The organism is Planococcus kocurii (genome assembly GCF_001465835.2).
In the GTDB taxonomy this organism is placed as follows: Bacteria; Bacillota; Bacilli; order Bacillales_A; family Planococcaceae; genus Planococcus; species Planococcus kocurii.
Genome location: NZ_CP013661.2, coordinates 1782491 through 1797003, shown reverse-complemented (window position 1 = coordinate 1797003; position 14513 = coordinate 1782491). Strand labels below are relative to the sequence as shown.

The 14513-nt window shown below is 40.7% G+C and carries 12 protein-coding genes and 1 pseudogene; 3 read left to right on the top strand and 10 right to left on the bottom strand.

From position 1 onward, the window contains the following. The first annotated feature begins 62 nt into the window (after positions 1 to 62). Positions 63 to 731, top strand: coding sequence for a helix-turn-helix transcriptional regulator (locus AUO94_RS08925; RefSeq protein WP_058383877.1), 669 nt, complete (start codon positions 63 to 65; stop codon positions 729 to 731). Positions 732 to 738: 7 nt separating this feature from the next. Beyond that, positions 739 to 1770, top strand: a pseudogene (locus tag AUO94_RS17620) (recombinase family protein); the annotation flags it as partial. Between the two features lie 612 nt (positions 1771 to 2382). Here the strand turns inward: AUO94_RS17620 and rlmH are convergent. After that, positions 2383 to 2862 carry a 23S rRNA (pseudouridine(1915)-N(3))-methyltransferase RlmH gene (gene rlmH, locus AUO94_RS17615; RefSeq protein WP_082707516.1) on the bottom strand — a complete coding sequence of 160 codons (480 nt, stop codon included), beginning with the start codon at positions 2860 to 2862 and terminating at the stop codon, positions 2383 to 2385. A gap of 89 nt (positions 2863 to 2951) precedes the next feature. Beyond that, positions 2952 to 3116: a CxxH/CxxC protein gene (locus AUO94_RS17030; RefSeq protein ID WP_071152944.1), complete on the bottom strand. Its 165-nt coding sequence runs from the start codon at positions 3114 to 3116 to the stop codon at positions 2952 to 2954. A gap of 387 nt (positions 3117 to 3503) precedes the next feature. Between AUO94_RS17030 and AUO94_RS08915 the strand changes: the two genes are divergently transcribed. Further along, positions 3504 to 4253: an SDR family NAD(P)-dependent oxidoreductase gene (locus tag AUO94_RS08915; protein ID WP_058383876.1), complete on the top strand. Its 750-nt coding sequence runs from the start codon at positions 3504 to 3506 to the stop codon at positions 4251 to 4253. Positions 4254 to 4435: 182 nt separating this feature from the next. Here the strand turns inward: AUO94_RS08915 and AUO94_RS08910 are convergent, their stop codons facing one another. The 8 genes from AUO94_RS08910 to dnaB all read right to left on the bottom strand — a co-directional run bounded on the left by AUO94_RS08910 (position 4436) and on the right by dnaB (position 14512). Further along, positions 4436 to 5638 carry a S1C family serine protease gene (locus tag AUO94_RS08910; RefSeq protein WP_049693586.1) on the bottom strand — a complete coding sequence of 401 codons (1203 nt, stop codon included), beginning with the start codon at positions 5636 to 5638 and terminating at the stop codon, positions 4436 to 4438. A 346-nt stretch (positions 5639 to 5984) separates the two neighbouring features. Continuing rightward, positions 5985 to 6773, bottom strand: a complete 789-nt coding sequence (locus AUO94_RS08905; RefSeq protein WP_058383875.1) for an MBL fold metallo-hydrolase — start codon at positions 6771 to 6773, stop codon at positions 5985 to 5987. A 13-nt stretch (positions 6774 to 6786) separates the two neighbouring features. Beyond that, positions 6787 to 7593 carry a two-component system regulatory protein YycI gene (locus tag AUO94_RS08900; RefSeq protein WP_058383874.1) on the bottom strand — a complete coding sequence of 269 codons (807 nt, stop codon included), beginning with the start codon at positions 7591 to 7593 and terminating at the stop codon, positions 6787 to 6789. Then, entirely contained in the window at positions 7580 to 8923 is a 1344-nt protein-coding gene (locus tag AUO94_RS08895) for a YycH family regulatory protein (protein ID WP_237150096.1), read from the bottom strand. The genes AUO94_RS08900 and AUO94_RS08895 overlap by 14 nt, the downstream gene beginning before the upstream one ends. Further along, positions 8914 to 10740 (bottom strand): cell wall metabolism sensor histidine kinase WalK, encoded by a 1827-nt coding sequence (gene walK / locus AUO94_RS08890; RefSeq protein ID WP_062429931.1) that lies wholly within the window; start codon positions 10738 to 10740, stop codon positions 8914 to 8916. Before walK ends, AUO94_RS08895 begins: the two co-directional genes overlap by 10 nt. A gap of 4 nt (positions 10741 to 10744) precedes the next feature. Continuing rightward, a complete protein-coding gene (gene yycF, locus AUO94_RS08885) occupies positions 10745 to 11452 on the bottom strand; it encodes a response regulator YycF (RefSeq protein WP_058383871.1) in 708 nt (235 codons plus the stop codon). Between the two features lie 286 nt (positions 11453 to 11738). Beyond that, the gene (locus AUO94_RS08880) at positions 11739 to 13025 is read right to left on the bottom strand and encodes an adenylosuccinate synthase (protein WP_058383870.1); all 1287 of its coding nucleotides are present in this window, start codon (positions 13023 to 13025) and stop codon (positions 11739 to 11741) included. A 131-nt stretch (positions 13026 to 13156) separates the two neighbouring features. Beyond that, positions 13157 to 14512 (bottom strand): replicative DNA helicase, encoded by a 1356-nt coding sequence (dnaB, locus tag AUO94_RS08875; RefSeq protein ID WP_049693565.1) that lies wholly within the window; start codon positions 14510 to 14512, stop codon positions 13157 to 13159. Position 14513: the final 1 nt, after the last annotated feature.

Sequence of the window (14513 nt, the reverse complement as noted above, 5' to 3'; positions counted from 1 at the left end):
TGTCGTATGTTATTTTTAATCTATCAGGTAATTGATTAATTGTAAAGAGAGGAGTTTTTATAATGACGAAAATGTTAATTGAAGGAGAAAATTTGAAGTTGTTAGCTTCTATGCCTATTGGGATGCGAGTGAATTCTTTTAGAAACAAATTAGGGGAATTGGAAGGCAAAGTTATTACCATTGCTGAACTAGCAAGGGAGATTGAAGTTACACCACAAACCCTATCATCTGTAGAGCGAGGGGTCATTGTCAGTCCTTCTTATAAAGCAATATATAATTTATCTAAGTTTTTCAATGTTCCTCTGGAAGTCTTCGACGATGATTATTACATAGGGAATCCAAAGCCTTTTTATCTTGGGAAAAGCGAAAATACAACAGAGGTTCAAGAAAACGTGGATTTAGAAGATTTGCAATACGAGGAGAAATATAAGTTAGGCGCTATATACTACCAAGTTTTCGAGGGCAATACTATGAGATTTATTGAACATTTTATTTCTAAAAGTTGGATTGATGATGCCTCCATGATTCAGTTACTTGCAAGAAGTAACTTTGAATTTAAATTACTTAATACTGTGAGTGAAAGTAAAACACCACTGTTTATTAAAGAGACTATTGGCTCATACAATGATGTATATAAGAGATACGTGGAACTGAATTATAAAAATTCACAACTATTCTCTGAGGACTTCAAAGATTTACTTATCACTAACCTAGAGAAAAATCGAATATGAGAGGAGGATGGATATGAAGAATAGAGATACCAATAGTGCAGCGATATATGTAAGAGTAAGTACTGATGAACAAGCGCGTGAAGGCTTCAGTATAGAAGCACAGATAAGTGCTTTAAAGGCTCATGCAGCTCATTTAAACATAGAAATAGTAGAAGAATACATTGACAACGGAATCAGTGGAAAGAGCATCGAGAAGCGTCCTGCAATGCTTAAAATGATGAGTGATGCGAAGCAAGGAAAATTCGATACCCTTTTAGTCTACAAATTGGATAGGCTAACGCGAAGTCTCCGCGATGCTTTAGAAATAAGCGATGAGCTCGAAAAACATAATGTGAAACTCATAATTCTTCAAGAAAACTTTGACACCACTACCCCAATAGGTGCTCTAATGTTTCAATTCATGGGATCATTGGCTGAAATGGAACGAAAAACCATCGCTGAAAGAGTAAAGTTCGGAATGACTCAAAGGGCTAAAGAAGGTAAAACCAATGGAGGCGCTTGCTTAGGGTATGTGAGCATCAACAAAGAGCTTGTCATTTGCGAAGAAGAAGCAGTGATTGTAAGGGATATATTCCAGTTGGCAGAAGATGGATTGGGGTATAAAGCAATTAGTAACAGATTAAATGCCAAAGGATACAAGACAAAAAGAGGTTGTTTATTTTCTGTAAATGGAGTCAAGCAGATACTTGACAATCCTCGCTATATTGGTAAAATCTCTTTCAATAAATATGAGAACTGGAGTGAAAAGAGGAGACAAGGAAAAGGTTTTGAAATTCTTCTTACTGATGGAATACACGAGGCTATTATTTCTGAAGATCAATGGAACAGCGTGCAGAGCATTCGTAAAACCCGTACATGTAAGCCTGCCAAATCGAAAAGCCCTTATCTTTTAAGTAACCTGTTAAAATGTCCTTCCTGTGGTCACGGGATGGTCCCGCAAAGTTCAAATTCATATCGCTATTATGTATGTGGCCAATATAAAAATAAAGGTCGCGCTGCTTGTCTCCCATACTCTACTAGAGCTGACTATGCAGAAACAAAGACTCTAGAACTAATATCAAGCTTGGTATCTTCCCCTATCATCTTGAAAGATGTTATTCAACAGGTGAACCTGCAAAGAGCAAATGCACTAAAGCCTATTCTTTTAGAAAAGAAGGCTTTAGAAACCAGTCAAAAACAACTTCACAAAAAAATTGACAACTTACTCGATGTACTCGCAAAAGAACCTACTCTTTCTTCGTTGTTCCCAAAGATAAAGCATTTGGAAATGGAAAAAGAACAGATTCAAGGTAATTTACTTAATCTTGAGAGTCAGCTATCGATAGCTGATACATCACCTGTCGATTCTGAAGCACTTTATATGCTGATAACAAATTTCCAAGAAGTGTTAGCTCAAGCAGAGTCAGAAGATCAAAAATCATTGATACGTCTCATTATTAAAGACATCCAAGTCACTGGTGATATGCCGCGAGGCAGTACGTGTCAAATTACGAAGATAAATCTTCATTTTGACTTTAACATGGAAGAACAAAATTACACTTATGAATTACTTAATAGACTGTATCCTGATCGTCATCAGCAGATTACTCAGTATCAGACTACTAGTAAATATAAACAAGGGACCCAATTATGGCCCCTTTTTATTTTACCCTTACTTATGGTACGGTTCCCCCTTCATAATCCGAAACGCCCGATAAACCTGCTCCACCAATATCAACTTCATCAATTGATGAGGAAACGTCATCTTCGAAAACGACAACTTTTCATCAGCCCGCTTTAACACTTCGTCATGTAACCCGAGCGATCCGCCAATCACAAAGACAATTTTGCTGCGGCCGTAAGTCATTAACGACTCGATATCTTTTGCGAGCTGCTCCGAGGTTTTCATTTTGCCGTCGATCGCTAAGGCAATGACGTACGCGTCAGCGGAAATTTTCGCCAAAATTCGGTCGGCTTCTTTCTTTTTGACGATTTCCATGTCTGCATCACTCAACTGCTCTGGTGCTTTTTCGTCTGCTACTTCGATTTCATTTATTTTTGAATAGCTTCCCAGTCTTTTTATATACTCTTCAATACCTGATTTCAAATATTTTTCTTTCAACTTTCCTACACTGATAATTGAGATATTCACATCTTATCCCCCTTTACATTAAATTTACAAACAAGTTATGCACATATGTTATGCACATATCCACAGGTTTTTCTACATCTTGTGCCAGATCATTCGTTCGCCACAAGATACGTTGCAGCCTCTTCACAGTAATCGCATACTGTGGATAACTTTTCTATTTCTGATAATTCTGTAAGTATGGGGTAGCTTTTCACTTCAGCTACAAACTTGTCTAAGGCATGCTCTACATGGGTTTTACAGCATTTAATCTCCATTTTTTTCACTCCTTTTAAATTCCGAATATTCCACACAGTTATACACATTTTGTTCCTTTTATCCACAATCTATTTTAACAGAAGCAAAGAGTTACGAATAGCGAAGCTTTTGTTGGCCTGTGGATTGTTAATAATAATTTAACACGCAAAAAGTTATCCACATATTATTCTAACTTCTCTTCCGCTTCTTACATTCTAAAATCTTGATATTTGAATAGTATTTGTTCAAGACAATAAAAAAAACATTCATAGATTAAATCCTTCCCAATCAAGATGAAGTTCATGTCTTCCTTAAATAGCTTATACTCAGATTTCCTTTGCCTATACGAATGTTATATACTGATTTCACATATCTATCACTTTACTATTACATTTGGAGGAGATCTCATGATGTTCGAAAACAAAGTAGTAATTGTTAACGGTGGAACGGATGGAATTGGTAAGGAAGTCGTCTATTTCTTTTGTAAAGAAGGGGCTACTGTTCATTTTACCGGAAGAGATCGCGACAAAGGCTCTCAAGTAGAAAGTGACTGCAACGGCAGTGCTCAATTTTACGAAGTGCATAACGAAAACGTAGATGAAATCGAAAACTTTTTTAAAACACTTGAAACTAACGAACACCCTATTGATATTCTATTCAACAATGCGGGCATTCTATCTACAGGAATGGGGCCTTTGTCTCGAGTAAAGCTAGATGACTGGAATTACTTAATCGCTGTCAATCAAACGGCTATCTTCCTCTACATGAAATATTCTTTACTTGTGATGAGTAAGCAACGAAGTGGAGTCATTATTAACAATGCCGCGATTCTTGGAAACGACAAGGTTAATCCGATGCTACCCGCTTATAGTGGAACAAAAGCAGCCGTTGTCGCGATGACTCAAAGCACGGCACTTCGCTTTGCTAATCTGGGAATCCGCGTCAATTGCATATCTCCTGGCCCTACAGAAACCGATTTATCCATTAACGCATATGGTGGAAAAGAGAATTATGAAAAGCAATCTAAAGGACACCCTAGAGGAAGTTACGGGAAACCCAGTGAGATTGCAGAAGTTGTTTTGTTCTTAGCTTCAGACAAAGCATCTTATGTAAACGGTGCGGAAATAGTCGTAGACGGTGGCTATTCCTTAAAATAAACAAATTCAGGATGCAAAAAAAACAATTTTCCTATCTTAAAAAGAACCTTTCACTAGCGAAGGCGCCTACCCCAAAGCGACCGGAGCGATGGATTTCCACAAAAAACTGCAGACCCCTCGAATCAATCGAGTTTGTCTACAGTCTAAAACCTGCATAGAAGCTTCTATGCAGGTTTTCTATTTTACAATGCTGAATTATCCACAAGCTCTAATTCAAATTCCATCAGTTCTCCGTTGCGATAAGCGCTAACTTTCAATAGATCTCCGATTTTCTTTTCATTATACAAATGCTGACGCAGCTCAATGATATCTGCTATGGCAACTCCGTCCATCTCCACAATGACATCAAACTGTTCCATGCCGGCAGCTTCTGCTGCAGAGCCTTCTACTACAGAATTCACCACAACGCCCTCTGTGACGTCTTCAGGAAGCTTTAATGTCTCTTGACGATAGACTTGAGGCACTTGAGCTAAATCAAGCAACGTAACACCCATTGATGGCCGAATCATCTCGCCTTTCTCTTCGAGCGAATTAATAACCGGTATCGCTGAATTGATTGGAATGGAAAAGCCGATTCCTTCTACTGATGATGTTGCGATTTTCATTGAATTGATGCCGATCAACTGTCCAGCCAGATTAACCAACGCACCGCCGCTATTCCCCGGATTAATCGCAGCGTCTGTTTGAAGTACTTCTGCCTGCCAGTCTTCTTGTCCATCACCGTTCAAATCCACTGGAACCGCACGATCTTTTCCTGAAACGACACCTGTTGTCACCGATCCTGAAAAATCGAGTCCTAATGGATTACCAATCGCGATAACCGCCTCGCCTTGTTTCAACGCATCCGAATCTCCAAATTGAGCAACCGCCTGTACCTTCGCTCCATCCATTTCCAGAACAGCAAGGTCCGTCCAAATATCGCTACCCACTACTGTCGCCTCGACTTTAGAACCGTCTGACAAAGTGACTTCTACTCCCGTCGCACCATCGATTACATGATGGTTCGTCACAACATATGCTTTGCCGTTATCATTTTTATAAATGACACCAGAGCCTGTTCCAACAGCTTGCTCTTGTTGAGGTGCTTGAGACCAAAAATCTCCAGCCGATTGCAAATTGGTAACGCCCACTACCGCATCCGCTGCTATCTCAACCGCTTCTGTCACATCAGTCGTAATATCAACCGAAACCGCTTCTGAACGCCCTTCCGCTTCCTGCTGAACAATCTGTGTCTCACTACTACTATCCGGTCTCAATTCCGGCATCGAATAAAACAATAACCATACCAATAATGCACCTACTACCACTCCGCCTAAACCTGCAGCAAACGCACCTAAACGACTAGGTCTCTGCCTACCGTTCGGTGTTTGATTGTAATAACCCACCGCACTCATCCTTCCTCTATCTTCTCTATCTGTTTACCCCGCTTGAACCATTTATAAGACCTTTATCATTTCAGTTTAAAAATTTCACGTGACCAAAGCAAGTCGGAAAACTTGGTTCCTCCCTACTCATCGTTTATAGAACATCCTCTAGCTGCTTGGAGTGTAAGCGCTCGACTCCTGCGGGAATAGTGCTAGCCGGAGCCACTACTGAGCAAAGCGAGGGAAGCGGCAGAGGCTGCACCCGCGGAAAGCGAGCGCTGGAACGGAAAGCTTGCTTACAAATTTCAATGTACAACAAAAAAAGCCATCCGAAAGTCACTTTCATGACCTTTGAACAGCTCTTCTCTTATACAACAATCAACTTAGTCGGTATATTGGCATCGGTATCAAACAAATTCACGTATTCGCCCGTAATAATCCCTTTCGACTGCAAAGTTTGTTCAACACTCATGCGCGCCAAATCCTTCATATTATTATCCTTACTCAAATGCGAAAGATAAATACGCGTCGGTTTTTCAGCAAGTACTTCGCTCATCGCGACCGCTGCATCTTCATTGGACACGTGACCGACATCGCTTAAAATTCGACGCTTAATCGACCATGGATAACGCCCCATCTGCAACATTCCAACATCGTGATTGCTTTCAAACACATACGAATCCGACGCTTGAATAACACCTTTCATCCGGTCGCTGACATAACCTGTGTCTGTAATCAACGACAGCTTCCGGCCGTTTGCATGAAAGACATAAAACATGGGGTCTGCCGCATCGTGCGACACCGCGAACGATTCAATGTCCATCGAACCAAAAGTTTTTATCGTATCCATATCAAAATGGAAGCGCTGCTCTACTGGAACCGCTCCGATTAACCCGTCCATCGCAGTCCACGTTTTCGCATTGGCATAAATCGGCACTTTGTGTTTACGTGCCACAATGCCGAGTCCTTTAATATGATCACTGTGTTCATGTGTCACCAATATTCCATCTAAATCGCTCATTTTTTTACCGATTGCAGCAAACAACTCTTCCATCTTACGACCGCTGAGTCCCGCATCGACTAAAAAAGAATGTTCGCCGTTTTCGATGTAAGTAGCATTGCCGGTTGAACCGCTGGCTAATACACTGAATTGCATAGCAAAAATCTCCCTACTCTATTTCTTCTTGTTTGTTCAATTCGATCACGCCATCTTTTACAGCATTTACGAAATAATCCTCTCGACTACCATCCTTGAGTTCTGCTTCAACATGCCAAGTCGGCACAAACATTTGCCGATTTTTTGATACTTGTACATGTACGGAATAGCCAAGTTCTGTTTTAACGATTTTCAATCCAGGCTTCAACTTGTTTTTTTGATACAGCGTATGAATAGCTGTTACAGCTGTTACTAATTCTTTGGATTCCTGATTTTCGATAACATCTGTGAACATCGTTTGATCGTAGCGGACGATATCCCCTTGGTCGTTCCAATAAACCGTTACTTTTCCACTCTCACTAAAATAAAGAATTTCACCACCAAAGGTTTGGAAAAAAACGGCTCTGTTTTGTTCTTTATCAATTTCCCACAATTCATAAGAAGTGCCTTCGTAAACAGTTTGTTCCATGAATGCATTCAAGGCTTCTACGCTCTCTGCTTCTCCAGTTGGAGAAACCGCTTTTTCAAAGGACACCTGCAGCTGTTTTCCATCTTGAATATTAACTTGAACGTTGTCTTTTGGTGCATCTTTAGAAGTGAAGATTTTCGTCTCACCGCGAATATAAGGCATGCCTTCCAAGTTTTCAGGAAGATTTGAATACGTAATTTTATCTGCAGCTAATTTTTCATCCACTGATGATTCCGAAAGGACTTCTACATTTTTTGCCTCTGTATAGCGATTTAAATACAGCGAATACAAAAAGACATTCAAAATAGAAAAGACAATAATAAAAATGGTTTTGGTTTTATTCCAATCCAAGTTCGCGTCCTCCCGTCAATTCATTCGTCAGCTCTGTCCAACTACCATTCGCTTTAAAATACCATGCGGGCTCAAAAACAGCTACAGTGACGACAGAATCTCCTTCTCTTCTTGTTAATGTATAGGCAAGTGTAATATCGGTTATAGTGGCTAGTTCTTTTTTATCCCCTTGGCTTAAAGCTTTCAGCACTTCTTCTCCCGACATTAACACTCTGGGCTCTTTTTCTGCTTCAGTTTCTAACTGATAGGTCGGGCGAACATAACTATAAACTTGTTCTTCGCCTTCATCTATCCCCCACTTAATATCCAAATCAGTCGTTGTGGAAGTGCTAAAGACCGGTAAATCGCCTACGTATAATTGATACTTAATTTGCTGATTTACTGAATTCATTCCTGCGAATAAATACTTATCCGTCCAACCACCATGCGCATTAACGTAGCTGAGAGAATCGAATAACAAGTCAGAGGGAATAGCTGGATCAGATGTTTCAGCTTTTGGCTGGATATAGCTAATACTTTTAGTCGTTAAGTTTTCTCTCATTAATGCTCCAGAATCGTCTGTATACTCTTGTGTCATTAAGTCCGCAGATAATCCAAGTGAAGGACTGTCGAGCAAAGCTTCAGCAAATTTTGCATTCGGCGTTTCCTCTAGTACATAATCCACACTTTCTTTCTCAACTTGGCCTTTTTGTACATAAATCGGCAAAGTGCCAATTGTTTCATCTGTTACGTAAGTTTCGTAGTTGGCAGCTTGATCTCCAATTTCCGTTTGAAATTGATCCAGATCTTCTGGACGAATATCTGCTTTGTAGATTCTTCCAGACAACGTATTGATAAAGTACAAGGTCGGTTGACCATTCGCCAGTGTTTCCCATTCGATGATAAGCCTGTCAAACGAAGATTCTGGAATTGTTGCATCCACGATATTGTTAATCGAATCAAATACAGGGAGTGGAACCAATCCTGGATAGTAAAGAACTGTTCGCTTAGAACTATGCATATAAGACGTTAACGTTGCAGGAGGTGCTTCTTCTTGTACCAATCTTATATTCTTTATTTCCCATTGCTGCAATGAATCGACCAGCACTTCGATATTGGTTTGATCGACTGTTCCAGTCACTAACTCCTCATCATGAAACAGCAGTTTTACCGGACGAACAATTTCTTCAATATTCTTAGTTTCTGCTATCGGTGTTTCTACTGTCGTCGATGGTTCAATGGTTTTGTGCGTTGGAGTGAAAGTCCAGATCGTAAAGGTCAATGCCAGACTAAGTAGAATCAGCAAAAATAAGGCAACTGACTTAATTAGCTCTACATATTTCAATCCCACTCACCTCCATCATCCATCTCGAATGGCAGCGTAAAGAATATATTGGTCCCTTTTCCGAACTTGCTCTCTGCCCAGATGACACCACCATGCGCATTAATCATTTCTTTAGAAATGGCCAACCCTAAGCCGGTTCCGCCCATTTCGCGAGATCTCGCGCGGTCGACACGGTAAAAACGATCAAAAATCCGATCGACATTTTCTTTCGGAATCCCCATGCCTTGATCACTAATTTGAATCAACAAAGATCCTTCTTCTACAGTCATATCAAAACGGACTTTGCCACCTTTTGGAGAGTACTTCAAGGCGTTGGAAATAATATTATCGATTACTTGCGTTAATTTATCGGGATCAATTTCGACAAAATACTGCTCTTTTGGTAAATGACGTTCAAAATCCACTTTGTGTGATTTCGACATTTCAAAACGATCAATAATACGATTGAAAAAGACATTAAATTCAACCATTTCCTTGCTCAATTCCGTCTCACTAGAATCCATTTTCGATAATTTCAACAAATCATTAACAAGTCGAATCATTCGTTCTGTTTCTGTTTGTGTGACATTTAAAAAGTTTGGTGCCAAGTCTGGATCTTGCCACGCACCGTCCGCTAAGGCTTCTAAATAACTGCGCATCGTCGTTAATGGCGTCCGCAATTCATGTGATACGTTGGCGACAAATTCGCGGCGTTCCATATCAATTTTTTCCTGCTCCGTATTGTCATGCAATACAGCAATTAATCCATTAACAAAACCTGTTTCCTTTTGGATAACAGAGAATGTTGTCCGAAGCAAAGTGCTTTGATCATAAGAACTAAAATCGAGCGTTATAGCTTCTTTCATATCTATCAAATCTTCAAAAGTATATTCTTCATCGAGACCTAGTATGCTTGTTACAGGACGATTTATCACCGTTTCACGTGAAACATTAAGCAATTGCAATGCCGGATCATTAATTAAAATAATTCGACCTCGTCGATCAGTTGATAATACACCGTCTGTCATATTCGAAAGAACCGAAGCCAATTTACGTCGTTCACTTTCAGTAGACTGTTGGGATTCCTGCAGCCTATTTGTTAAATGGTTAAAAGCACGAGCAAGCTGGCCAATTTCGTCATCGCTATAAACCCTAACTTTGCGTGAAAAATTCCCTTTTGCCATAGCCTGCGCCTGTCTACGCATGTCGACAATTGGTCGCGAAATCGTTTGGGCAACTAGAATACCTAAAATTGCCGTAATTACTAGCGATATGGCCGTACCAACAGCGAGTATCGAGTTAATGTCGTCCATTTGGTCATATACATTTTCAATTTCTGCCACGACGTATAAAGTTCCGAGGAACTCTCCACCGGCGGCAACAATTGGCAAGGTACGGACCCAAATACGCTCTTCACTGTCAGGATCAACATATGTCTGCTCAAGTCCGATTTCTCCGATAATGGATTGCCGCACTAAATCATTTGTTGAACGTTGACCGATCAGCGCTTGGTTTTCGATTACCGAAGACGCCAGAATACTGTACCGCGTGTTAACAACACGGATTTCACTAATATCATCCGATTTAAAACCATACAATACCGTCCGCAAAGTTTGCTCGAGCGTCAAACTTTCTTCTGTACGTTCTTTAATCATTTCTTCCCGCACACTAAATTCGATAATTTCCATACGATCTTCAATTGAATTTTCGAAATTACCTTTTAGCGTTTCTTCAAGCTGTTGAGCGAAGTACAGTCCTATGATCTGCATCGCTAGTAAAATCAGCAGAATATAAATCAAAACAAATTTCACATGTATCGATTTTAAAAAATTAAATTTTGACATTTAACTACTCCTGTTCAGGATTTCGTAAATAATACCCTACGCCACGTCTTGTCACGATCCATGCAGGATGGCTTGGATTGTCCTCGATTTTTTCACGTAAACGACGCACTGTAACGTCTACTGTCCGGACATCTCCAAAATAATCGTAGCCCCACACAGTTTGCAACAAATGCTCACGTGTCATAACTTGTCCAATGTGCTTGCCAAGATAGTGAAGCAACTCAAATTCACGGTGAGTCAGTTCGATCGTCTCGTCACGCTTTAAGACTAGATACGCATCTGGCTGAATCGTCAAAGAACCAACTTGAATATCATTTGAATTGGGTCCTTCTTCTTCAGCTGGTGCAATGTTTTGACGACGTAAATTCGCTTTGACACGGGCAATCAATTCACGTGTTGAAAATGGCTTTGTAACATAATCATCGGCACCTAGTTCTAGGCCCAAAACTTTATCGATTTCTGAGTCTTTTGCCGTTAACATAATGATGGGGAAATCAAATTTCTTACGAATCTCACGGCATACTTCCATGCCGTCACGGTTTGGTAACATGATATCCAGCAACATTAAATCCGGCTGAATTTCTTCTGCAATTTTGATCGCTTCGTCCCCGTCATATGCACATACGACGTTAAAACCTTCTTTTTTTAAGTTGAATTGCAAAATATCTGCAATTGGTTTCTCATCGTCTACAACTAGAATTGTTTTACTCATCATTTTTCTCCCCTTTTTCTTTCAACTTGACACCCTTTTTCTTACCGTTGCACATTCTTTACTACCCTATACTTTATCATTGTTCAGACTAATCCGCATCTATCTGTAGCTAAACACCGTGCCCATTCAACTGCCTAAAAATTAATTGTCTCTCTCAAAACATCAAAAAGCAGCCGCTCATAGGCGACTGCTTGGTAAAAACGATATAAGTTGAGTCAAGGGTAAAAATTGAAAAGCTCGTTAGAAGAAAACACGAAAAGCATTTATCTGCAGCAATTTAATAACATTATCTCCAAACACTTGTCACAATGTTTGTTTGGTTACGGTCAGGACCGACAGAGAAAATCGAAATTTGAACGCCTGTCAATTGTGCAATGCGCTCCAAATAATGACGTGCATTATCAGGAAGCTCGTCTAACGATTTGCAGCTCGTTACGTCTTCCGACCAACCTGGAAGTTCTTCATAAACAGGCTCGCATTCAGCAAGCATACGCAAGTTTGCTGGATATTCTGTAATTAGCTCTCCGTTATGACGATAAGCTGTACAAATTTTCACGGTTTCAAGACCTGTTAATACATCGATTGAGTTAACTGTTAGATCTGTCAAACCACTAACACGTCTTGCATGGCGGACAACTACACTATCAAACCAACCAATGCGGCGTGGGCGTCCAGTCGTAGTTCCGTATTCTTTACCAACTTCGCGGATTTGTTGACCCACTTCGTCAAACAATTCTGTTGGGAACGGGCCGTCTCCGACACGTGAAGTATAAGCTTTACAAACTCCAATAACATGCTGAATTGTTGTGGGACCAACGCCTGCACCGATTGTCACTCCACCCGCTACAGGGTTCGAAGATGTCACATACGGATAAGTTCCTTGGTCGATGTCGAGCATCACACCTTGAGCGCCTTCAAACAATACACGGCGACCATCGTCGATTGCATCGTTCAACACTTTTGATGTATCTGTTACGTATTTAGCGATTTCTTGACCATATGCATAATATTCTTCCATAATTTCTTCTACAGTAAAACCTTCTGTTTCATAGAATTTCTCAAACAGACGATTTTTCTCTTTTAAGTTCATGCGCAGTTTTTCCTCGAACACAACGTGATCCAATAAATCCGCCATGCGAATTCCGACACGTGCTGCTTTGTCCATATAAGCAGGGCCGATGCCTTTGCCCGTTGTTCCGATTTTATTTGCTCCGCGGCGTGCTTCTTCCACTTCATCTTGCTTGATGTGGTATGGCAATAAAACGTGTGCGCGGTTAGAAATACGCAAGTTCTCCGTTGTTACGCCACGGTCATGAAGACCTTTTAACTCTTTCACAAGTGCTTTCGGATCTACGACCATACCGTTACCGATTACAGATGTCTTATCTTTATAGAAAATCCCTGAAGGAATCAAATGCAGTTTGTACGTTTCTCCACCAAAAATAATGGTATGTCCAGCGTTGTTTCCGCCTTGGTAACGTGCAATTACTTCTGCATGTTCAGATAGAAAATCTGTGATTTTCCCTTTTCCTTCGTCTCCCCATTGCGTTCCTACTACTACGACTGATGTCATAATCCGCACCTCCGTTAGGCATATGCCCTATCTCAAACAGTTTTTATTGTACCAATTAAACGGGAAATCGTCAATACGCAACAGAAGAAAACACGAACATATAAATGTGTTACCACATTTAATGTTCGTGTTTAAAAGTCTCCACCTGATTCATGTTGACTCCAATCGATGGTAACGAATTTATTATATTCTTTCACAAATGCCAGTTTTACCGTACCCGTTGGACCATTACGTTGTTTGGCGATGATGATTTCGATCATGTTCTGATCTTCGGTTTCTTTGTCATAATAATCTTCACGGTACAAGAAGGATACAATATCAGCATCCTGCTCAATACTTCCTGATTCACGTAAATCCGACATCATCGGCCGCTTGTCTTGCCTTTGCTCGACTCCACGAGATAACTGAGACAACGCAATAACCGGTACCTCTAACTCACGAGCTAAGCCTTTCAACGAACGGGAAATATCCGATACTTCTTGCTGACGGTTTTCTCCTGAACGTCCAGGTCCTTGAATTAGCTGAAGATAATCAATCATAATCATGCCAAGTCCATATTCCTGTTTGAGTCGACGACATTTGGCACGAATATCGTTCACTCGAATTCCGGGCGTATCATCGATGAAAATTCCAGCATTTGATAAACTACCCATAGCCATTGTCAACTTGCGCCAATCTTCGTTTTGAAGTGCCCCTGTCCGTAATACCTGTGCATCGATATTACCTTCCGCACATAGCATACGCATGACGAGCTGTTCAGCACCCATCTCCAAACTGAAAATCGCGACGTTTTCGTCTGTTTTCGTTGCAACATTTTGTGCCACGTTTAAAGCGAAAGCGGTCTTACCAACAGAAGGCCGTGCAGCCACGATAATCAAGTCGTTTCGCTGAAATCCTGCTGTTACCTTATCAAGGTCACGGAAGCCTGTAGGGATCCCTGTAACGTCTCCTTTGCGGGTATGCAGCAATTCGATATTATCATAGGTCTTAACTAAAACGTCTTTGATGTGAATAAAATCGCCGGCATTCTTACGATTCGACACTTCCATCATTTTTTTTTCAGCTTCAGCAAGCAAGGCTTCTACTTCGTCTTCACGTGTAAACCCATCCTCTACAATCGTTGTCGCTACTCGAATGAGGCGGCGCAATATCGCTTTCTCTTCCACAATATGAGCGTAATGCGCAACGTTTGCTGCCGTTGGTACGGCGTTAGCGATTTCCGTTAAATAAGATAAACCGCCAACGTCCTCTAATTCTTTTTTGACAGAAAGCTCTTCTGTCACAGTCACAACATCAATTGCTTTTCCGTGATCCGCTAAATTCAGCATCGTCTGGAAAATCTTTTGATGGGCAATCCGGTAAAAATCTTCTGCCATGACGATTTCAGCAACCGTGATCAGAGAAGGTGGTTCTAAAAAGATGGCACCAATCACCGATTGCTCAGCTTCATGGTTGTGCGGGGGGACACGATCTATCGTTTCGTTCATC